We start from the raw sequence: 22,806 nt of genomic DNA, 5'->3' as shown, positions 1-22,806 counted from the left end.
TGGTGGTCTTTTGAATATGCGATAATTAAATCATGCATTCAAATTAGAGTAATATATCTTCCAAGGGACAAACGGCAACGTTATTGGGACACAAAAAAGAAGCAATAGCCAATATTGCTTCTTTGATTACATATATCGACTTCATGAAATTCTTTAAATCTCACCCTCTTCAAGCCTCCTATTATATTCAACTTTACTGATCAATCCCTTTGCATTACAGGTAAGACAATCTGTATAAATATCGTAGGCACCTGTACCTGCACAAACATGGCATTTAACATGAGTTTCCGGTATATCCTTATGCATGAATGAAAAAACTTTTCCAATATACTGCAGAATAATCATTCCCAAAACTCCTTTTTTTTCTATCATACAACGAAAAAGTGAGAAGGAAACGGGAAATACAATAACATTACTTAAAACAAATAAAACCATAACATAGTTTACATGGGGTTAAAAAAGTGCTGATGCAAATGCGATAAACTGTTCTACAAAATCACGCTGTTTTCGAATGCTTTGTTGCCATTTACCAAGTAATGTGGTGTGGTTGATTTTCCCTCCAGATGCTCGCTTTCCGCGGGGCGGGCGGTGAGCCTCCACGGCGTAAACGCCTGTTGGGTCTCACCTGTCCCGCTGCTCCCGCAGGAGTCTCGCACTTCCGCTCCAATCAACCTTAAATAGTTTCGTTTTAATAACAACAATCTTTACTAAAAGAGCCTTTCAAAAAAAAGAACATCCATAAAGATGTCCTATAATGTGTAATTACTTCATTTTTCTTAATATCCATAAGTAGGCCAATATTGAAATCCCCACAGAGACTGCTGCCATTATGTAAATGCTTATATACCCGAATAGATAGCCGATTTGTCCGAAGAGGATGGCACCGAAACCGATTCCAAGATCAAAGAAGGAATAGAAAGTGGCATTGGCCATGCCTTTTCGATTTCGGGCAGCGTGTTCAAGAGACCACGCTTGAAGAGCCGGTTGGACAGCACCGAATCCAATGCCATATAAAATGGCTGCCAAATACAGAATCATGTTACTTGGCATCCAGGCAAGCAATAGCATCGCCGCTACGATAAAAAGAGTGGATGGAATGAAGACAGCTTGATGTCCTTTTTGATCATAAATCTTTCCAGCAAACATACGTGTGAAAATAAGAGCTAAAGCATAAAGAAAAAAGTATCCCTGAATACCTGTCAGACCTTTTTCGATTGTATAAAGCGGTAAGAAGGTAGCAGTCCCGCCAAAAGTTACCGTAATGAAAAAAACAAGAACGGACGGAGCAACAGCGCTTTTTTCATAAATGTCAAACCTATTAGTCTTACCTGGGGCAGGAGCATAATCTACTTTTTTATAAGTAATCGTTGAAGCCATGATCCAAGCTGCAAGAATTAATACTCCGCAAAATAAAAACAAATGTTGAAAGGTTAAAATTTCCGCTAAGAAAAGCCCAAATGAAGGTCCAAAAGCCATCGCTAAATTACCCGATAAAGTGAAGTATCCCATTCCCTCACCCCGACGCCTTGCTGGGATAAGATCGGAGGCAATCGTACCTGATGCCGTGGTCGTATATCCCCAGCCAATCCCTTGTACAATCCTTATGGCACATAGAAGGAAAATACTCATCATAAATCCAAACGAACCAATCGCTACAGCCAAAAGGGCTAGTCCGAATAGGAAAACAAAACGCCTGCCTTTTGTTTCCAAGGCCTGTCCAGCAAAGGGGCGGACAATCAGGGCAGAAAATAAAAACATGCCAGCAACTAACCCAATATACCGTTCATTTCCGCCAAGCTCCTTTACAAAAAGCGGAAGGGTAGGGCTAGTCATCTGAAAGGATAAAAAAACAAAAAAGTTAGCCAAGAAAATCATAATAAAATCACGCGACCAAATTTTATCAACAACCGGAAGCTCTTCTTTTAACAAAGGTACACCCATAATAGTTATTCTCCTTAATTGATAGTAATTATCATTCTCGATATCATTTTACTAGAGTTGTAAGGGATAATCTATAAGAATTAGGAATGAAAAAATAAGTGACTGACCAACATCTGAATAATTTTGCCTATTATTACGTCAGTAAAAATTATGAAAATAAAGTGGAATAAAATTATAGTTATTTGTGAAAAAAGGAAATATACACACGGTATGAGATGGAAGAGTACAAACGAAATTAAACAACCTCAGTGTGAATTGTCGACTCCGTTTAAATTTTTATTAGGTTAGGCAACTATATTAACGGACTCCCATACACTCTACAATACGTAAAATCAATCGGTCGAATCACGATAGGTCGAACGGTAGGAACTTAGGTAAATCTATTATTTTAATAACGTTTTTAATCCTATGTTTTAGATTTAGTTATTAATGCAACTATCATATCTGAAAGGGGAGTGGCGTTTGCAATTCGAATTGTTTTCAACGCTGCGAATTGAACGAGCTAGTCGGCGACGAAGACGTTACCGATGATTTGCTCGACGCTGATGTCCCTCGGATAAGTTTACGAGGCACTGGCGTACAACGATCGGATTGAAGATATACAGATGACTTTTACCGGGAGGCAACAAGTTGTTCATTATACGTTGTAATAACGGAGGAGGTGGAAGTGAATATATGAATATAAAACGCAAGAAGCGATAATCGAGGCGATGTTGGTCAGGTGGACGATTGATAAGCGGGAAGGGTTGCTAGCTTACCACTTATTTTATCCGTTAGCAATCGAGCTATCGCTTGCATACGTCGAGTTGGACGCGGTTATGGTGCCTGCCTTTGCGGAAACCAGAAGGGCAGTGGCTCGACTTACGGGCGGGAGAATTCGGCGTGACGGGTAAGCAAGCAGTTAAGGCACAAGGGTCCGTTTCACTTAACGGCCCAAACGGGCAGGCGGTACCAGTGAATACACTATAAATGACTGACGATGCCGAACAGATCTATTTCTTAACGCTAAGAGACGTCACTCTTACAGGTGGAACGGCAAGGATAGCCTAGGCAGAAGCCGGAGGGGTGATTCGCGGTGGTAGGTAGAATCATGGCACTAGCGCCGGGAGATTTATCCGGAGTGATTACGGCAACAAACGGTATACCTTCAACGGTGGTGCCGACGAAGAGACAGACGAAGAATTACTCGGACGCCTAAAGGGGTGCGTGCAGAAGCCGGCGACCAGTGGTAACGCAAATCATTACTTGCAATGGGAGAAGGAAGTCGTCGGAGTAAATGATGCGAAGGTTTATCCGTTATGGGCGGACCTGGCACGTTGAAAGTCGTGCTATAAAGCTCGGACAGAAAAGCGCCGAATCAAATGGTCATCGACGTAGCATCTACGTATATCGAATCGGTACGTCCTTTCGGGGTAGCGGTAACAGTGGTGGCGTGGTCGAGGATTCTATTCACGTTACGGCAACACATACGCTGCAGCTGGCGGAGACATCTTCGCGGTTACAGCGGAATTTGAAGCGGCACTAGACGAGTATCTTGAAGGCATAGCGTTTACGGATGCGGTTGAAGGTATTCACGGATTGCGAACTTACTGCTCGACATTACGTCCGTAGTTTATTACAGAGACTTACTATAAACAGAGGTACGGCTAACATCGTCATTCCAGACTGGCAGGTTGTCGTTAAGGGGAGACGGTGAGCTTGACGTGAACAATACTCGCGATATAAAACATGCCATGTTCGACTACATGCCTACGTATTACGAAGAAATTAGCGAATCTGAGGTGATTATCAGCGCGGAATCATGGAGACCTACAGTTAATGCGCGACATAGACGATGTGTTTTCGAAGATGCTCGTCGATAAACAACGTGAGGACTGGTGCGTTGGCAAGAGCTACTTGGTATTAAGGTAGGCGGAGACAACTCGTTTTGGGATGCTTGGAGGCAAGTCAGAAAGTGTTCGACGACGTAGAGACGATGGACTGGGTAGAGCCTATGGAGGAAGCCGAGGTGACTATCGGTGCTCTTCAGCAAGAAAAAGGAGAGCTGAAATCACGACTCGAAATCGTTGAAGAGGCGCTTATCATGATTATGGACAGCGTGAACTAATGAATGGGGGGCAAAGTATGTACGCATTTATACTCGGCATGTTGTGGGTCCGACGGAAATTTTCTGAAACACAGATAAAGATTTATGTGTCGAAATTTATAACCGCCGAGAAGCGGAATTAATAATAGCTACGCTACAAAACTAAGCGTGACGAAAGGGTGATGATTGAATGAGTAGCGAAAAACATGAGAATTTAGGACAGGATAAATCAACAGATTACGTATTGAGGACGGAGTTTAACGATAACTTCGGGAAGAGTGAAGAAAAGGATGCAGAGGTTCCAGCGGAGGTGGCGGAAACTACAAATGTACAAGGGGTTAACGTTGAAAAATTTATTACAACAAATACAGATGCAGGAAGAACACAAGCTTTCAAGGATGCTTTTGCTCATATAAAAACGAACGGAGAAAAGGTATTGCGTATTCCTGAAGGGGAATTTGTCGTTAACAATACAATATTAGAACTAACAGCAGATGATTATCTAGAAGGTATTGAGATTATCGGAGCTGGGAGTACCAAAAGTATTATCCGAATCAATCCCACTAACGATACCACGCCTTTAATCAAACTAGATCAATACAGCCTTAATTACTTGCATATCCGAGATATACAGTTAGCGGGAACGAGTAAAAAAGGAGTTGCGTTAAAATTCGGAAACGTTGTAACAGGAAAAAATGTATCTCGTTCTACATTAGATCGTGTATATATTAAAGATTGCAAAATGGGCATAGATGCTTACGGTTGGATTGTGAATTTTAATAGCTGTGATGTTAGGTATTGCGAAACAGGAATAAAGAGTTATATAAACGCCTTTAATCTTGTTGGAGCTAATCTTGAAAATAATGTAATCGGCGTTCAAATTGATGATGGAATGAGTGTGAACTTTTTAGGTGGAACTATTGAAGGTAACGAAAATGGACTAGTGATAAAAAAAGGCGTAGATATTAATTTATTCGGGGTTTATTTTGAACATAATACAACCTCACATATACTGGCTGGAATATCCGTTGGAGATTCTATTAAGTCGCTAAATATACTTGGATGTTCATTTTCGTTTGTTAATCCAGTTACTTTCGATAGAGTAGATAACCTTAAAATTATAAACACAACCGGAATTAATAATCTTGGATACTTAAATGTTACAGAAAATGTAAAACGATACGATGTTGATTTTTCAGAATCGGGCAATACCTATCGAAATTTTTTTCCTAGTAAAGCATTACCTAACCAAAGTAAAACTCCGTTTTTTTCTACTGATTTATCAGAAATAAATTCAGTGGCTAATGGGTTTGTGGATGTATTAAAGAATGTCGTTAAACTATACAACACTCGTACTGATGCAGTTTTAGAAACATCTGATATACTAAGTGGGAAAGGTGTTAAATACACGTACCAAATCGGACAATTAAACAGTGGATTCAGTATTTTCTTTTATTCACCAATTTTAAATCGCAAAAAATTTAGTGTTTCTCTTAGAACGAAAATGAGTAACGGTGTACAAAAATTTCGGAGACATGTTATAGTCAATTATAAAGATACGCTGAACGTGGCGAAAACTTACACTATATTTGATGATAATCTAGATGTTGCAACGTACACGGGAATGAAAAATACATTCGTAACTCATGTTGTACCAGTTGATATGAATGTATTTACTACCAACGTCAAGGATGTATCAACTATTGATTCCATCACAGTTAACGCTAACATTGTGACATCTCCGGCACTTGCTACAGTAGAGTATATTATTCTTGATGGTTTTGATTTATATAATTCGCTGTATCCTTCAAAAACCGAAAATGAGTTAAAAACCAACGCAAGCAAGCCTTATGTTTTTCAGCCTAGTATTGTCCAGATAGATGAATATATGACATTGGGAAAAAAACGCCACTCATTCGGAACAACAGCACCAACAACGGGGTCATGGGAACAAGGAGAAATAGTGTATAACACCTCGCCTACTTCTGGTGGTAAACTAGGTTGGGTATGTGTTGCCACAGGGACTCCTGGAACATGGAAAGCATTTGGAGCCATTGACGCATAACAAGTAATGATAACAAGATGTGCGGTAGTTAAATAAACTTACTAACACCAGGCGCTCCTCATAATGGACGTCTTTTTTTTTGTTTGATGAACGGACGGTACGGGTGCCGTCCGTAGAACGTGTAAACGAAAAAGGAGGAATCTTCTTACAGTTCCTATTCACTTGGGGAACTAAGGGGCAAGACGGTATACTATTACGTTTATATTTATTCTCGAAAGAAAAACTGGTAGAAACGGTGTTTAGTAGGAATTGCGTGGATGAAAAGATGAAGCCCTTCGAATATAATGTGAAGAGTGGAAATAGGACCATAATTATTCATTCAGATTTAATGAAACTAACAGAAGAAGAGAACGAGCGCAATAGTACAAGGACCGGTTTTATCGGGTATATTTAAAGCAATTAATAATTGTTATCGAAAGTATTAAAAGGATGAGTATACGGGAATCATTCCGAGATGAAAAGAAAAAGCAACCGCAATGGCCGCATACATATCAATAAAGGGTAGGAATAAGAACTCGATAGGGCTGATGCTTTTCTCAAAAATAATTGAATCCGACTCAATTATCGTTACATATTTACCGTTTAATTTAGCGACATGAACTGATTCGCCGAAGTCCGAAAGTAGGGCGTTAACTCCGACGTGATCGAGCTTCATTTTTAAGTCAATCAATCCCTTAGCATGGAGGAGCCGGAACAAGATTTGGAAAGCATGAATAAAGTTACAAAAAGAGCTGCCGAATGCAACGATTCTAATCAGTTCACCAAACCCATTCGCAAATGGTAAAACGGAGTTAAGGTTAATAAAAGGGGAAAAAGTGGCTATATCCACTTTTTCCCCTTTTAAAGTTTACTCGTTGCACCTAAAAGAAAGTGGTATCATAATTTCTCAATCCTTAAAGACATCACTTTCTATCTTGAATAAATTCGCGCATTTCCTCTTTCGATATTCCAGACCCGATAACATCCTGCATGATTTCCATCCACTCTTCATCCATGCCCTTGTCTGCTTGTTCATTCAACAGAGCATCGACCTTAATACAAAGGATTCTAGCGATTTTTTCTAAAACTAATATAGTAGGGTTTGTTTGAAGGTTTCTTTCCAGTGAGCTTATATAGGATTTGGCAACGCCGGATTTTGTGGAGAGTTCACTTATTGACATTTTCCTTTCTTCCCTAAGCGACTTAACTCGGTAACCTATCATTTTGACCACACCTAACCATTAATATAAATAATATGCTGATTTAAATTATCACTTTTCAGTTTACACATTTCCCTATCATTTTTAATGATAAATAGGCACTAAAATACTTGACACAATTATATGTATAAACGGATTTTTCTGTTTTGGTAGGCATTTAGTTAGGTTTATTAAAATTTAAGTCACAAATATTTTGGAAAATGGGTTATATAAATGTGATCAATACAATATTTAAAGAATCAGCAATTATTTCTTTTGTATTGCTGTTTTCTTTTTTGTAAAATTACTTTGGCATTTGAAAAGTATTCTTTGATTGTAAGTTTCATGTAAATTCCCTTAAAAATACATAAAAACTAGGTAATAGTATGGTATAATGCAATAGGTCATTTTTAACATATCAGGAGGATGAAATGGAAGAAACTATTAGTATTAAAGATATTTTTAAAACATTAAAGAAACGTTGGAAGCTAATCATGCTGCTGACATTAATTGCCGCTTTGATTAGTGGGTCAATTTCTTATTTCTTATTAACACCCGTTTACCAATCTTCAACACAGATCTTGGTTAATCAGAAACAATCGGAAAACCAATTGGACTCGATTCAAATCAAATCGAATATTGACATGATCAATACATACAGTGTGATCATAAAAAGCCCTGCCATTTTGGAGAAGGTAATTGATGAGCTTGAACTAGACCAAAGCGTAGACCAACTTAGTAAAAAAATCACGATTAACAGTCAAGAAAATTCGCAAGTCTTCTCTTTAATGGTTCAAGATAGTAATCCATCGAAGGCAGTCGAAATCGCAAACACGGTTTCTGAAACCTTCCAAAAAGAAATTAAGGATATTATGAACGTCGACAATGTTAGCGTTCTTGCCAAGGCAGAAATTAAGGAGAATCCTAGTCCTATAAAACCTAATCCAGAGCTGAATATTGCTCTTGCGGTGGTGGTAGGATTAATGGCTGGAGTCGGCTTGGCATTTCTACTGGAGTATATGGACAATACGATCAAGGACGAGGAAGATATTGAGAGACTTTTAGAATTACCTATACTTGGATCGATTCAAAAGATTACACAGGTACATAAATAAAGGATAATCCGGATAAAAAGTAGTAGGAAAGGAAGCGGGATTTTTGAGGAGTAAAGAGAAAAAACAGGTGAATTTGATTGCACAGACTAATCCAAAGTCACCTATAACTGAACAATATCGATTAATTAGAACGAATATTCAATTTTCCTCAGTGGATAAAGACATACAAACCATCGTGGTAACTTCTTCGGAGCCTAATGATGGTAAATCGACCACAGCTGCCAACCTCGCCATCGTTTTGGCACAGGAGGAGAAAAAAGTTTTGCTTGTGGATGCAGACTTAAGGAAACCATCCGTTCATTATGCTTTTAGCCTTAGTAATATAGAGGGACTTACGAGTGTGCTAACGAAGAAAATGAGCATAGAAAAAGCACTTATGAAAACGAATGTGCCTAATCTGGAAATTCTGACGAGTGGACCAATACCGCCTAACCCTTCGGAATTATTAAATTCCAAAGCGATAGAAACAGCGATTGATGAATTAAAAGAAATGTATGATTATATCATTTTTGATACACCGCCCGTTCTTGTAGTGCCGGATTCCCAAATTGTAGCCAATAAATGTGATGGCGTGATCATGGTAGTGGCGAGCGGCAAGACAAACAAACAAAGTGCAGTAAAAGCAAAGGAGCTTTTAGTGAAAGCTAATAGATCCTTGCTTGGAGTTGTATTGAATGGTGTAGAAACAGATAACAGCAATTATTATTACTATCAATCTTAATGAAATTAAACAAAATTCGACAAAATAACACCCTGTTTAATGGCAGTTTTATATGCTACTATTAGTCAGGGTAATAATTCCTATATGATTTCTTAGTAATAAGCCCATTATCTCGTTTTTATAAAAGGAAGTGTGAGAAATTTGATTGACATACATTGTCACATTCTACCAGGGGTGGATGATGGATCTGCGGACATGAAGGAAAGCATGGACATGGCAAAGAAAGCGGTAGAAGCTGGAATCACCCATTTATATGCAACGCCACATCACTTAAATGAGAAATATGTAAATGTTAAAAATAACATCATTGACCGTGCAGTGAGGTTAAATGAGAGCTTACAACAAAACAACATTCCTCTAACCATTCATCTCGGACAAGAAGTAAGAATTCATCGGGACATATTTAATTCACTTGAAAAGAAAGAAATCCTAACGCTAGATGATAACAATACATATTTGCTGCTAGAGCTTCCGTCGGGAAAGGTTCCTACATATACACAAGAAGTGATTTATGAGCTGTTAATTAAAGGAATAACACCGATTATCGTACATCCGGAGAGAAATAAAGAATTGATCGAGAATCATAAACTATTATTTGAATTGGTTCAGGAGGGTGCGTTAACTCAACTTACCTCTGGTAGTATTATCGGTCTCTTTGGGAAAAATGTTAAATCGTTTTCAAAAAAAATAATTGAGCACAATTTAACTCATTTTATTGCAACAGATGCACATAATTTAGGATCTAGAGGGTTCACGTTACAACAAGCCTATGAAACAATTACAAAAGCATATGGGATAGAACGTACATTTTATTTCAAAGAAAATGCTGAACAATTATTAAAGGACCAAAGACCTGCTGTTGAAAAACCTGTGCCATTCAAAAAGAAAATATTAGGAATCTTTTAGAATATTAGATATTAAGGAAACGCTTTCAACATTATAAAAAAATTTTGTCTTCATGTAAAGTTCTACGTTAAATAGTTATTGGGATGAACAATTTAAATTGATAAACTACTCATTTACATAGAGACTTTTTTCAACGACAAATAGCCCTTAGATTATAAGGACATTTTAATGTATGTGAAATAGAATACAATGCTTTAAATACTGTATTTTAGTGAGAAATCAAACAATATTTAAGGGGGAAATGTGGTTGGCCTACCGAAAACGATTAACACTCCTGGCCCTATTAGACTCATTAATAGTATTATCGGCCATTTATGTAAGTTATTTATTCTTGTATCCCTATTTAGAAATATTTAAATTACCAACACTATTAGTCACATCAGTCTCTCTATTAATCAGCCATCATTTTTTCGCTTCTATTTATAAACTGTATAAGAAGGCTTGGGAGTATGCAAGTATTGGAGAGTTACTGTCCATTGTTAAAGCCGTAAGCCTATCGGTTATTACTGTAATCGCCATCCAGTTAATGGTTTTTCAAGATGTTTACGTAAGAGCTATGGCATTGACCTGGATGATGCATGTCATCCTAATTGGTGGTTCCCGCTTTTCGTGGAGAATGCTTCGTGACCGTTTGATAAATAAGCAAAAGGAAACCAGAAACACATTGGTAATCGGGGCGGGTTCTGCTGGAACCATGGTTGTACGTCAACTTCTTAATAATCATGATACGGAACTAAAACCAGTAGCATTCATAGATGATGATCCAAAAAAAGATAAGCTAGACATTTTAGGTATACCCGTTGTGGGTAATTCTACACATATCCCTGAAATGGTTGAAAAATATCATATAGATAATATTGTCATTGCGATACCTTCATTAAGTAAGAAAGAATTGAAGGTCATTTTTGATGAATGTGTGAAAACAAATGCAAAAACACAAATCATGCCGATGCTTGAAGATATTATGTTAGGAAAAGTAGCCGTTAATCAGTTTAAAGAAGTGGAAGTAGAGGATCTTTTAGGAAGAGAACCCGTTGAATTGGATATAACTAGTATATCTGAATATGTAACGGGCAAGACGATCTTGGTTACTGGGTCTGGGGGCTCAATAGGTTCAGAGATTTGCCGTCAAATATGTAGATTCTCACCGGGAAAACTTATTCTCTTAGGACATGGAGAAAATAGCATTTATCAGATTGATATGGAACTAAAAAAGTTATATGCCGATCAAATTGAGATCATACCTGTCATCGCAGATATTCAAGATCGCGATAGGATTTTTGAAGTGATGGAAACCTACCAACCTGATGTTGTTTACCATGCGGCTGCCCACAAACATGTTCCACTAATGGAGTACAACCCTCGTGAAGCAATTAAGAATAATGTTTTTGGTACAAAGAATGTTGCAGAAGCCGCTGATACTTTTGGTGTGGGGGCATTTGTGATGATTTCATCTGATAAAGCCGTTAACCCAACAAACGTCATGGGATCGACCAAGCGGATTGCTGAAATGATCATCCAGCAGTTAGCGAAAAATAGCTCAACAAAATTTGTTGCGGTTCGCTTCGGAAATGTTTTAGGCAGCAGGGGGAGTGTCATTCCTTTATTTAAAAAACAAATCCAGGCAGGTGGACCAGTCACTGTAACCCATCCAGATATGACAAGGTATTTTATGACCATACCCGAAGCATCTAGATTAGTCATTCAGGCAAGTTCTTTGGCTCGGGGAGGAGAGATTTTCGTTCTTGATATGGGTGAACCTGTTAAGATTGTAGAATTAGCGACAAATCTTATACAACTTTCGGGTTATACAGTTGAGGAAATTGGAATTGAATATTCAGGAATCAGACCTGGTGAGAAAATGTATGAAGAACTATTAGGGGAGAAAGAGATTCATAGTGAAGCTGTGTTCCCTAAAATCTTTATTGGAAAAGCAGTATTAGAACAGGAAGAGGAAATACAGTACCTGCTAAGCGCACATGATACTCTATCTTTAACAGAACTTAAAGAATTCGTAATAAATTTAGCTAATAGGAGAAAGAACAAAACATTTTCGGTAGTGAAATAGATTTAAGGAGGAATATTCTTGAAGAAAGTCAGAAAAGCAATAATTCCGGCGGCTGGTTTGGGTACTCGGTTTTTACCTGCTACAAAAGCGATGCCAAAAGAGATGCTCCCAATTGTTGATAAACCAACGATTCAGTACATAGTTGAGGAAGCCGTTGCATCAGGAATAGAAGATATTATAATCGTAACTGGAAAAGGCAAACGTGCAATTGAAGATCATTTTGATTTTGCTCCTGAACTTGAACAAAATCTAATCGAAAAAGGAAAGGTAGAATTGCTCAATAAGGTACAGTACTCTAATAACCTTGCGAATATTCATTACATTAGACAAAAGGAGCCTAAAGGATTAGGTCATGCAGTATGGTGTGCACGTAAATTTATTGGGAATGAGCCTTTTGCTGTACTTTTAGGTGATGATATTGTACAGAGTGAGACTCCATGCTTAAAGCAGCTGATTAATCAGTATGAAGAAACAAATCATTCTATAATTGGAGTTCAAACTGTACCTAATGAAGAAACGAATCGCTATGGAATAATTGACCCTGCTTTTCAAGATGGCCGACTTTACCAAGTTGAAAACTTTGTAGAAAAACCAGCATTAGGAACAGCCCCTTCTAATTTAGCAATAATGGGACGATATATTCTTACCCCTGGAATCTTCAGTTTTCTTGATCAGCAGGAAGCTGGTGCAGGAGGAGAAATTCAATTAACAGATGCGATACAAAAGTTAAACCAAATACAACAAGTTTTTGCTTACGATTTTGAAGGTAAGAGGTATGATGTTGGCGAAAAAATTGGGTTTGTGAAAACTACGATTGAGTTTGCTTTACAAGATAGAGAAATCAGAAAAAACCTATTAGAGTTTTTAGAAGAAAAGGTAGGTAATTATTCTTTACCAAAATAATGTTCACCAAGAACTTATTCTCATAGTAAAATCCTTGTTTATGGCTATATAAAAATAGAAGCTTTTTAACTATACTTAATTTTGATTTGTTTAAAAATGCCAAACTAGTAACTCTTTCAACTTATCGAAGGGTAATTGATCAATCAGGTTAATTGGAAAAGGTGTACTTTATGCTGTTTTTAAGAAAAAAATTTCCTCAGATAAAAAAAAGCAAAATTGCTGAAAATACAGGTTGGATGTTGCTTGGGTACCTATCTAAAATTGGGCTTCAGGCTATTACATTTATATTTCTAGCTAAGGAGTTAGGAGTAGAAGAGTTTGGAATGTTTTCTTCATATCTGGCAGTTGTAGGTATAATAGCTCCTTTTGTTTACCTAGGTGCTTATAACTTAGTGATTGAGGATATTTCAAAAAAAAATCCTGTTTCAAGGGCTATAGGTAATAACCTAGTAAGTAGTCTTTTCGTTTTACCTCTCGGTGTATTTCTCGTGATAATTATATCCTTTTATTTGAAAACACCTATTATAATATCAATATTTATTAGTATTGGAGTGTTTTTAGGTGGAGTTCTAATTAGTATTAATAAAGCTGTCAATATTTCACTAGGTACTTTGAAATATAACACATACCTAGAGGTGCTTTTGGGTGTTTTACAGTTATTTTCAATTTTTCTATTAACTATTTTTAATGGAGCGGTAATAGAATGGTCTATTTATTATATGGCTTGTTATTTATTAACGGGAATAATTGCTTTGGCTACCTTAATTAAAAAATATGGTCGTATAAGTTTTAATTTTTCGGGAGTTAGAAATATTTTTAAGGTTGGTATACACTTTGCTTTTGCTGGGTTTGCAACTAATGGTTTGAGTGATATAGATAAAACTATGATTACTAAATTTAGTTCAGTTGAGTCTACAGGTATATATAGTGTAGCCCAAAGAATTACCAGTATGGCATTTTTACCGATGTTAGCCTTTTTGGGAGCTGTTTATCCTAAATTTGTGAATTTTGAGGAAGGCGGATATTTAAAATCTAGAAGGATAGCATTTAAAATACTACCTTTAATTTTAGCCTATTCCTTAATAATAGTAATAGCAATTTGGATATCTGCACCATTCATTGTAGGGTTAATGGGAAAGGAATTCGAAGAAGCAGTTAAAGCAGTTAGAATTTTAAGTTTTTTACTTGTAATTCAAGGACTGCAATATCCTTTTGCAGACGCACTTACTGGGAGTGGGAAACAGAAAGTTCGCACATATGGCCAAGTATTTATTTTAGTATTAAGCATTATTATAAATATGTTCTTAATTCCTGAATTTGGTTGGGTTGGTGCGGCATGGACAAGTCTAATTTGTCAATTGATTTTTTTGATTATCTTATATGTTGTCCCTATTTTTTTAAAGAAAAAAAACTACTTTGGTTTTTGAAATATACATTTATACTATGGAGAATAACAAAGCCGAAGTGAAAATAGTTGTTATACATTCGTCTCTTAAATGATGTTTTTTAAATATTAACTTTACTTGTTTAAGGACTTTGTAGTTAAGGAGTATTAATGAAAAAAATAGCTTACTGGTTTTTATATATATTTATCTTCACTTTACCCTGGGAGGATATGTTTGTTGTAAGTGGTCTTGGTGCGGTAAGTAAAATATCAGGCTTTTTATTTTTAGTTACATCTTTAATCTATATTATTTCCCGTGGTTACATATATAAAATAAATATTTATTATTTATATATTACAATTTTTGTTTTTTGGGTGACCTGCAGCTTTTTTTGGAGTATAAACAAACCTCATTCTTTTATATTAATTTTTACAGCATTTCAACTCTTTTTAATGTTTTTACTAATGAGTCAAATTGTAAAACAGGAAGAAGTCTTGATGAATTTGCTTCAAAGTTTTGTTTTCGGTGGCTGGGTCTCAAGTATTGGAATAATAAATAGTTATTTCTCAAACAATAACCCATATAATGAGAGGTTTTCTGCGGGTGCCTTTGATCCTAATGAATTAGGAATCATTTTGGTAATTAGTATAACAGTATCTTGGTATCTAAGTTTACGAATAAAAAGTATTTTTTTAATAAATGTTAACAGAGTATATATTCTATTAGGGGCATTTGCAGTTTTTCTTACAGGTTCACGGACTGCCTTTTTGGCCTTAATAGCCTCAGTTATATATATACTTTTTTTAACCAACTTTAAAAAAGGCAAAAAAATAGGATTTTTACTAAAAATTATTCTTGGGTTCTTTTTGCTATATAGCATATTACTTCTAGTGCCCGATACGACGACTGAGAGGATATTAACTACATCTTCTGAGCTTAGTACAGGTGATTTTAACTCAAGACAAGATGCTTGGTTTGGTGGATTTGAATTAATAAAAGATAATCCGATACTTGGTGTTGGAATCGGATCATTTAGGATTGCGTTAGGTGAAAAGTTAGGCTTATATATGGTTGCCCACAATATTTATATATCTGTGTTGGGTGAACTGGGGTTAGTAGGTTTCATTATATTACTTATAATAATCTATTTAATTATAAAAAAGATTATAAGTCTTAATAATGCGAATAAATACTTTTTACTGACTGTATGGATAATTTGGTTTTTGGCTTCACTAACCTTAACATGGGAATATAGCAAAATAACCTGGTTATTATTTGCACTTGTAAATATTTACGACAAAATGTCAAATGTTAAAAGCAACAGTTTTGATAAAGAATTAAAATAAATGGACATTTAGATTAGGTGGTTTAGGAATGAATTCAAAAATAAAAATTATGCACATAATTAATAGCTTTTCATTAGCTGGTGCTGAAAAATTAGTTTTTGACATAGCACTTAAAATTGATAAACAAAAATATGAAGTTTATGTATGTGCTATAGGTAGTTCAACAAATAAAGAGCTTGAGAAAAAGATAAAAAGTGAACTAGAAGATAATTCTATAAGGATTTTTTCTATAGATAAAAAGCCAAAAAATAATAGAATTTCTACAATATTTAAACTAACTAAAATTATTAGAGAAAATCAAATGGATATCATTCATACACACTGTCCATCTCCTGATTTCTACGGTCGTATAGCTGCTAGGATTACAAGAGTAAAAAGGGTATACACAACTATTCATAACACTGCGGGATATTCTCGAATATTTGAGAAAGCCATAGGAAAGTTCACAAAAGGATATATTGCTATATCAGAACAAGTTAAAAGATATATGGTTGAGGATTTGAATATAAGTGAAGAGAAAATATCCCTGGTTCCCAATGGAATAGATGTTCAAAAATACTCAGCAAGTTCAATTGAAATAGATAGTTATAAAAAAAGCCTGGGTTTACAATCAAAGGATATCGTAATAACTAATATCGGTCGAGTTACTGAACAAAAGGGCCAAATATATTTGATAAGATCTATAAAAAAAGTGAAAGAAAAATATTCCAATATAAAAGTTTTAATAATTGGAAACAAGGATTTAGATAAATCACTTTATAACAAACTCCAGACTTATGTTATTAAAGAAGGTTTAGAAAAAAACGTTATTTTCTTAGGCGATAGAAGTGATATTCCAGAATTGCTAAAAATAACTGATATATTTGTTTTCCCATCTTTATACGAAGGTTTTTCTTTGGTTACACTGGAAGTTATAGCTTCTTCAACTCCTATAATAGCAACTGATGTTGGAAGTATAAGAGAAATAGTTACCCACAACAAAAATGGGTTAATAATTCCCCCCAGAGATTCAGAAGCCATTTCAGAAAATATCCTTACACTATTAGATAATCCACTCCTATCTAAATCTATGGCTACAACAGGAAATATTGATTTAATGGCGAGATTTTCTATTGATCAAACAACAAAGAAATTAGAAGAAATCTATATGTAATGTGGAAGGGAAATGAACGATTATGGAACATAAAGTACTTCTTGTAGGACCTAACCGTAAAATTGTTGGTGGTGTAGCTACTCACATAAATATTTTACGTAAATCCCTTGAAAGAGTAAATGTAAAAACAGATATATATGAACTTAAAGACTATTCGAATAAAAGCAAAATATTTAAAAAAATAAACGATATTATAAAGATTAAAAGTATTCGAACAATTGCTGATAAACAATATCTGGCAATACATCTCAATCCTTCTATTTATAATGGTTCTTTTATAAAATTAATTCTAACATTGTCAAGACTAAGGCATGAGAATATAATTGTTCAGTTCCATGGTGGTTCCTTTGAAAATATAGAAAAATTGAATAATAAGCTATTAAAATGGTTTTTTAATAATGTACTTAAAAAAGTAAAATGTTTTATTTTTTTAAGTACAGATCAAAAAGAAGGTTTTTTGCAATTATTCCCTTCTTTGAAAGAAAGAGTATTAGTTCTACCGAATTTTATTGATGTTGTTGAAACTCCTCTCAAAAAGAAATTTAATGAAAAATTGTCAGTTTTATTTTTAGCTAGATTAGTAAAGGAAAAAGGAGTATTAGAACTAATTAAGGCGGCATCGGAAATTAATGAAAAAGATATTATAGTTAATATTATTGGTGAGGGCCCTTGTGAAAAAGATATCACAGCATTGATAAAAGAAAAAAAGTTGGCAAATAAGGTGAAATTCTTAGGACCGAAATTTGGTGAGGAAAAAGAAGAGTATTTAAAAAATGCAGATGTCTATATTCTTCCGTCAAGTTGGAAAGAGGGAATTCCATATACTATTTTAGAAGCTATGAAGTTTAGGACAACTGTACTATGCACTCCTCAAGGGGGACTAAAGGATATAATTACCGATGGGCATAATGGTATCTTTATTAAGCGAGACGTAGAAAATATTACATATAATTTAAATAGATTAATAAAAAGTAGACCGATAATTGATGAGGTTAGTGAAAATGCTCACCAGTATCTGGTAGAAAACCTTTCTATTGATAAGGCAGGCGAAAGTTTTAAAAGTATTTACTTAAATAGTAAACGCTCATAAATTGAAGTGGCCTAATATTATAAATGAAAAATAACCTTAGAAGTCCTAGTCTTTTTTATCATAGAGCGATTCAAAAGGAAATATAAAGAAAATTCCTTGCAATCGGTTATTGGTTTTCTATTTTTATCCTATAAGTCCGTGACTAAGGTTATCATGAATTATATTTGTCGTTAAATTTATTTCGTTTGAAAATTCAAAGTTAATTTATTGCATGGAAGGGATTACAATATGTACAGAAAGTTTGAACTAATAAAAAATATGGGACTTGGCTGGACTACTTATAGAAGTCTCTATGAATTGAAGAAAAAGACAGGTCTATTAGAAAGAAAATATCCATGCGTTTCTTTGAATGATAAGCAGTTTGGATCTAAATTAAAATTAGATGCCTCAGTAAAAGACAATTTCGTATACTGGTGGAAACAAAACACTGCTCCCTTTTTTTTAGGAATTAATGAAAATAATAAAGATACAATTAGAGAGCTATTGAAAAATGATTGTGACTCTGTTTTGCTAGAGGCGGATAAAATATGTAATTATACATTTACTTATTTTAATAAATGGAAAGTTAAGTATAAGGAATTAGATTGGCATTATAATCCAATTACAAAATTACATTCACCAAAAGACAAACACTGGTTAAAGATTCCAGATTTAGGTGGCGACTTTGGAGATATAAAATACATATGGGAACTCTCAAGATTTTCATTTGTATTCACACTAGTTCGTGCATACTCAATTACCTCTAATGAAAAATATGTAAAAGTATTCTGGGATATAGTAGAAGATTGGATTAAAGAAAACCCTAATCAATTAGGGGTGAACTATAAATGCTGTCAAGAAATGTCTATTCGTATGATGGCTTGGATTTTTGGTTTGTATGCATTTAAAGATCATAACTTATCTACCGATGGTAAAATATTTAAATTATTTAAAGCAATATATTTACATGCTGATCATATAGAGAAGCACTTTGAATTTTCTCTTAGAGCAGTAAAAAATAATCACACTATTACAGAGGCTGTTGCGATTTATACTGTAGGTTTATTATTTCCTTTCTTTGATAAATCTAAAAAGTGGAAAAAAAAGGGCTTGAAACATCTTCAACAAGAAGCATTTAAGCAAATTTATGAAGATGGCGGTTATATTCAGCATTCCATGAACTATCATAGATTGATGCTTCAAGATTATACATGGGCGATTCAATTAGGAAAACTAAATGGAGAGGTTTTCTCTGAAGTGTTTTTAGACAAAATACAAAAAGCCACACTTTTTCTCTACACTCATCAGGAAGAATCTTCAGGGAGGTTACCTAATTATGGAATGAATGATGGATCAATAATTCATCCCTTATCACAATGTGATTATTTAGATTATAGACCTCAAATAAATGCAATTTATCATGTTTTAACAGGACATAGGCTTTACAATGATGGGATCCATGATGAGAATTTATTTTGGATTTCTGGTGCTAAGGCATTGAAATCCCCAAAAGACAATATTGAAAAAGAATCAATATCATTTCCAAATGGGGGTTATTATTTCCTTAAAGGTATGGATTCCCAAGGGTCTATACGTTGTACCACGTATAGACAAAGACCTTTTCAAGCAGATATGTTGTCTTTTGATTTCTGGTATAAAGGAAATAATATACTAACTGATGCAGGTACATTTTCCTACAATACTGATGAAAATTGGATGAGTTATTTTAATGGAACTAAATCTCATAACACTATTATGGTTAATAATAAGGACCAAATGGAAAAGGGCTCTCGATTTATATGGTATAAATGGATAAAAGCAAAAACCTTAAAATTTAATAAAACAACTGATTTTACTGTATTTGAGGGAGAACATTATGGATATAGTCCTTACATTCATAGAAGGGCGATTTTCAACACAGAAGACGTATGGGTAATAATTGATGATATAATAGCCTCCAAATTTTACGAAGAAATTAAATTTAATCAACAATGGCTGTTTGGAATTAAGGATGTTGAATTTAAGAAAAATAACTCCTCTATTGGATTAGGAGATTTAGAAATGTGTTTTTTAAATGGTAATCCGCAAAAAAACAGTTTATATTTTGGTGATGAAAATCAAATACGAGGTTGGTCTTCTTCCTATTATGGTGAAAAAGAACCGGTGCATCAGTTAGTGAGAGAGTTTTCTGTTAACAAAAATACAAGACTGATTACAGTTATTAAGCCTAAGGATAAGAGTGTTAATCTATCAAGTAATACTTGTATTAACTTCCAAGGTAAAAAAATTGGTTTAAATCAAATAGGCGAAAAGGAAATTATAAAATATATTTATTAAGAAGGAATCATAAAAATGAAAATATTAATTCTACATCAATATTTCCTAGGTAAAGATGATCCAGGGGGTTCTCGGTTTAATCAATTTGTGAAATTTTGGGAAGAGATGGGACATGAGATAACTGTAGTAGCTGGAACAGTTCATTATGCGACTGGTCAGAAAGAAGAAAAGTATAAAGGTAAATGGATTATTCAAGAGAAATATTCCGAAAAGACAATGGTACTTCGGACGTATGTGTCTGAAGCGTATAATAAATCCTTTATTGGCCGTTTATGGGGCTATTTTTCTTTTACTTTATCCTCACTAACAGCGATTTTATTTAAAGTAAAAAAACATGATGTTTTAATAGTCACGTCTCCACCTTTATTCGTAGGTATCACTGGTATACTTGCGAAAGTATTTAAACGCATACCAATGATATTTGAAATTAGAGATTTGTGGCCAGAATCAGCAATTGATACTGGTGTATTAAGCAATAAATTAATTATTAAACTAGCTTATTTGGTTGAAAAGCTTTCGTATAAATTTGCAGATAAAATAAATGTACTGACACCAGCTTTCAAACAAGTACTAATAGATAAAAAAGGTATTAAAGAAGATAAAATAATTTTTATACCAAATGGGGCAGATTTGGATATATTTCAGCCCGGACCAAAAGAAAATTGGGTTCGTGAACAATATAATATAAAAGATAAGTTCGTTATTACGTATATGGGTGCCCATGGGGTAGCGAACCATCTCTATTCTCTTCTTGAGTTGGCGAAAGAATGTCAAGACCAGAAAGATATTGTAATAATGTTTGTTGGAGACGGTATGCAAAAGAAAGAACTTATAAAGCATGCAAAAGAAGAAAAATTAGAAAATGTAATATTTGTTGATTCACAGCCGAAAAAGGTAATTCCTGATTTCTGTAATGCTTCAGATATTTGTACAGCTGTTTTAAAGAAGGTAGATACTTTTAAGACGGTATATCCAAATAAAGTGTTTGATTATATGTCATGTGCCAAACCAATTTTAATTGGGATTGATGGAATTGCTAGAAAGCTAGTGGAAGAGAGTGAAAGTGGCTATTATGTCGATCCAGAAAATCCAAAAGAATTTAAGGAAAAGGTTATGGAGCTTTATCACAACAAGCAACTGCAGACAAAGCTAGGGGAAAATGGTCTTGCATTTGTAAGGGAAAACTTTAGCCGTGAGAGTTTAGCGGAAAAATATGCGAATGAAATTAAAAAGGTGGTAAAGGTAAATGAATAATAGAAATTTATGTGTTATAGGTTTAGGGTATATTGGCTTACCTACAGCAGCTATGTTTGCCAAAGTAGGATGGAATGTTACAGGTGTTGATGTTAATCCAGTAGCGGTTGACAAATTAAACAAAGGTGAAATTCATATTGAAGAGGATGGGCTTGAGGATTTAGTGAAAATTGTAGTTGAAGCAGGAAGCTTACGGGCTCAATTACAGCCCACTGAGGCCGATTGCTTTATTATTGCTGTTCCTACACCACATCATGAAGACAATACAGCTGACTTAAGTTATGTAATAGAAGCAACGAAAGCAATGGTACCGTTCTTAAAAGAGGGTAATACAGTTATTGTAGAATCAACTATTCCACCACGTACCATTAATGATATAGTGGCCCCTATTTTAAGTGAAGCAGGTTGGATACCAGGAGAAGACATATATCTTGCCCATTGTCCTGAGCGTGTATTACCTGGCCGCATTTTAATAGAGTTAGTAGAGAATACAAGAATTGTTGGTGGTATAAACCACGTTTCTGCTCAGAGAGCAGCTGAGATGTATCGTAGTTTTGTCACAGGTGCTATATTAATCACTCGTGCGGTCAGTGCGGAAATGTCAAAGTTGATGGAAAATACGTATCGTGATGTGAACATTGCGTTAGCAAATGAGCTTGTAAAAATCTCAGAAAAACTTGATGTAGATGCCCTTGAAGTCATTCAGCTTGCTAATCATCACCCACGTGTGAACCTACACCAACCAGGACCTGGTGTTGGAGGACATTGCCTTGCAGTAGATCCGTACTTTATTATTGAAAAAGCTCCTGAGCAATCTATATTGATTGCAAACTCACGTCAAATTAACAATTCTATGCCTAAATTTGTTGTTAATCAAGTAACGAAACTTCTTCAAGATAAAAATTCTAAAATTGCTGTTTTTGGATTAACATATAAAGGTAACATTGACGACATACGTGAAAGTCCAGCTATGGATGTATTAAGTCTTTTACAAATGGAAGGATACAAGTTAGGAATTTATGATCCACATGTAAAGCAAGAACGAGTAAACTTTTACTTATCTTCATTTGAAGATGCCATAGCAGATGCAGAGTGTATTTTAATATTAACAGATCATAGTGAATTTAAACAATTAGATGAAGAAGCGGTACTGAATCATATGAAAAATCCTCTTGTATTTGACACGAAAAATTGTGTAACCATTAGTAGTTCAAAAATTAATTACTATAATTTTGGTAGTTTGGCTAATATTAAATCTCCACTAAAAGTTTAATGATTG

The 22,806-nt window shown here is 34.8% G+C and carries 21 protein-coding genes and 1 pseudogene; 18 read left to right on the top strand and 4 right to left on the bottom strand.

Features of this window, described 5'->3' with window-relative positions:
- Positions 1–153 precede the first annotated feature (153 nt).
- Together ACIQYG_RS01410 and ACIQYG_RS01405 are read right to left on the bottom strand one after the other, a co-directional pair.
- Positions 154–345 (bottom strand): hypothetical protein, encoded by a 192-nt coding sequence (locus ACIQYG_RS01410; RefSeq protein ID WP_048681418.1) that lies wholly within the window; start codon positions 343–345, stop codon positions 154–156.
- A 417-nt stretch (positions 346–762) separates the two neighbouring features.
- Positions 763–1,941, bottom strand: coding sequence for an MFS transporter (locus ACIQYG_RS01405; RefSeq protein ID WP_402835174.1), 1,179 nt, complete (start codon positions 1,939–1,941; stop codon positions 763–765).
- Between the two features lie 831 nt (positions 1,942–2,772).
- Here ACIQYG_RS01405 and ACIQYG_RS01400 point away from each other — a divergent pair.
- From ACIQYG_RS01400 to ACIQYG_RS01375, 6 genes are all read left to right on the top strand, one after another.
- Complete coding sequence (locus ACIQYG_RS01400; protein ID WP_402835173.1) at positions 2,773–2,910, top strand: baseplate J/gp47 family protein; 138 nt, start codon at positions 2,773–2,775, stop codon at positions 2,908–2,910.
- Between the two features lie 106 nt (positions 2,911–3,016).
- Positions 3,017–3,139, top strand: coding sequence for a hypothetical protein (locus ACIQYG_RS01395; RefSeq protein ID WP_402835172.1), 123 nt, complete (start codon positions 3,017–3,019; stop codon positions 3,137–3,139).
- Between the two features lie 8 nt (positions 3,140–3,147).
- Complete coding sequence (locus tag ACIQYG_RS01390) at positions 3,148–3,261, top strand: hypothetical protein (RefSeq protein WP_483878380.1); 114 nt, start codon at positions 3,148–3,150, stop codon at positions 3,259–3,261.
- Positions 3,262–3,895: 634 nt separating this feature from the next.
- Positions 3,896–4,048 carry a hypothetical protein gene (locus ACIQYG_RS01385; RefSeq protein ID WP_402835171.1) on the top strand — a complete coding sequence of 51 codons (153 nt, stop codon included), beginning with the start codon at positions 3,896–3,898 and terminating at the stop codon, positions 4,046–4,048.
- A 169-nt stretch (positions 4,049–4,217) separates the two neighbouring features.
- A complete protein-coding gene (locus ACIQYG_RS01380) occupies positions 4,218–6,092 on the top strand; it encodes a hypothetical protein (protein ID WP_402835170.1) in 1,875 nt (624 codons plus the stop codon).
- Positions 6,093–6,171: 79 nt separating this feature from the next.
- Positions 6,172–6,486, top strand: a complete 315-nt coding sequence (locus tag ACIQYG_RS01375; RefSeq protein ID WP_402835169.1) for a hypothetical protein — start codon at positions 6,172–6,174, stop codon at positions 6,484–6,486.
- 27 nt (positions 6,487–6,513) lie between these two features.
- Here the strand turns inward: ACIQYG_RS01375 and ACIQYG_RS26925 are convergent.
- Both ACIQYG_RS26925 and ACIQYG_RS01365 read right to left on the bottom strand, forming a co-directional pair.
- A pseudogene (locus tag ACIQYG_RS26925) lies at positions 6,514–6,759 on the bottom strand (DUF3898 domain-containing protein); the annotation flags it as partial.
- Positions 6,760–6,994: 235 nt separating this feature from the next.
- Positions 6,995–7,294 (bottom strand): helix-turn-helix domain-containing protein, encoded by a 300-nt coding sequence (locus ACIQYG_RS01365; protein WP_402835167.1) that lies wholly within the window; start codon positions 7,292–7,294, stop codon positions 6,995–6,997.
- Between the two features lie 407 nt (positions 7,295–7,701).
- On the opposite strand from ACIQYG_RS01365, the gene ACIQYG_RS01360 reads away from it, so the two are divergent.
- From ACIQYG_RS01360 to ACIQYG_RS01305, 12 genes are all read left to right on the top strand, one after another.
- Positions 7,702–8,385 (top strand): YveK family protein, encoded by a 684-nt coding sequence (locus ACIQYG_RS01360; protein WP_402835166.1) that lies wholly within the window; start codon positions 7,702–7,704, stop codon positions 8,383–8,385.
- A 43-nt stretch (positions 8,386–8,428) separates the two neighbouring features.
- Positions 8,429–9,106 (top strand): CpsD/CapB family tyrosine-protein kinase, encoded by a 678-nt coding sequence (locus tag ACIQYG_RS01355; RefSeq protein WP_402835165.1) that lies wholly within the window; start codon positions 8,429–8,431, stop codon positions 9,104–9,106.
- A 132-nt stretch (positions 9,107–9,238) separates the two neighbouring features.
- Positions 9,239–10,012 carry a tyrosine-protein phosphatase gene (locus ACIQYG_RS01350; protein ID WP_402835164.1) on the top strand — a complete coding sequence of 258 codons (774 nt, stop codon included), beginning with the start codon at positions 9,239–9,241 and terminating at the stop codon, positions 10,010–10,012.
- Positions 10,013–10,259: 247 nt separating this feature from the next.
- Positions 10,260–12,080 carry a polysaccharide biosynthesis protein gene (locus ACIQYG_RS01345; RefSeq protein ID WP_402835163.1) on the top strand — a complete coding sequence of 607 codons (1,821 nt, stop codon included), beginning with the start codon at positions 10,260–10,262 and terminating at the stop codon, positions 12,078–12,080.
- An 18-nt stretch (positions 12,081–12,098) separates the two neighbouring features.
- Entirely contained in the window at positions 12,099–12,983 is an 885-nt protein-coding gene (gene galU, locus ACIQYG_RS01340; protein ID WP_402835162.1) for a UTP--glucose-1-phosphate uridylyltransferase GalU, read from the top strand.
- Positions 12,984–13,153: 170 nt separating this feature from the next.
- Positions 13,154–14,410 (top strand): oligosaccharide flippase family protein, encoded by a 1,257-nt coding sequence (locus ACIQYG_RS01335; protein ID WP_402835161.1) that lies wholly within the window; start codon positions 13,154–13,156, stop codon positions 14,408–14,410.
- A 128-nt stretch (positions 14,411–14,538) separates the two neighbouring features.
- The gene (locus ACIQYG_RS01330) at positions 14,539–15,714 is read left to right on the top strand and encodes an O-antigen ligase family protein (protein WP_402835160.1); all 1,176 of its coding nucleotides are present in this window, start codon (positions 14,539–14,541) and stop codon (positions 15,712–15,714) included.
- Between the two features lie 28 nt (positions 15,715–15,742).
- A complete protein-coding gene (locus ACIQYG_RS01325) occupies positions 15,743–16,867 on the top strand; it encodes a glycosyltransferase (protein WP_402835159.1) in 1,125 nt (374 codons plus the stop codon).
- A gap of 22 nt (positions 16,868–16,889) precedes the next feature.
- Positions 16,890–17,957, top strand: a complete 1,068-nt coding sequence (locus ACIQYG_RS01320) for a glycosyltransferase family 4 protein (protein WP_402835158.1) — start codon at positions 16,890–16,892, stop codon at positions 17,955–17,957.
- A 228-nt stretch (positions 17,958–18,185) separates the two neighbouring features.
- Positions 18,186–20,273 carry an alginate lyase family protein gene (locus ACIQYG_RS01315; protein WP_402835157.1) on the top strand — a complete coding sequence of 696 codons (2,088 nt, stop codon included), beginning with the start codon at positions 18,186–18,188 and terminating at the stop codon, positions 20,271–20,273.
- Positions 20,274–20,288: 15 nt separating this feature from the next.
- Entirely contained in the window at positions 20,289–21,527 is a 1,239-nt protein-coding gene (locus tag ACIQYG_RS01310; RefSeq protein ID WP_402835156.1) for a glycosyltransferase family 4 protein, read from the top strand.
- Complete coding sequence (locus ACIQYG_RS01305; protein WP_402835155.1) at positions 21,520–22,800, top strand: nucleotide sugar dehydrogenase; 1,281 nt, start codon at positions 21,520–21,522, stop codon at positions 22,798–22,800. The genes ACIQYG_RS01310 and ACIQYG_RS01305 overlap by 8 nt, the downstream gene beginning before the upstream one ends.
- The last annotated feature ends 6 nt before the right edge of the window (positions 22,801–22,806 follow it).

It is taken from the genome of Peribacillus sp. NPDC096622 (genome assembly GCF_044762665.1).
GTDB classification, from domain to species: Bacteria; Bacillota; Bacilli; order Bacillales; family DSM-1321; genus Peribacillus; species Peribacillus frigoritolerans_B.
This window is presented reverse-complemented; position numbering and strand designations above follow the sequence as displayed.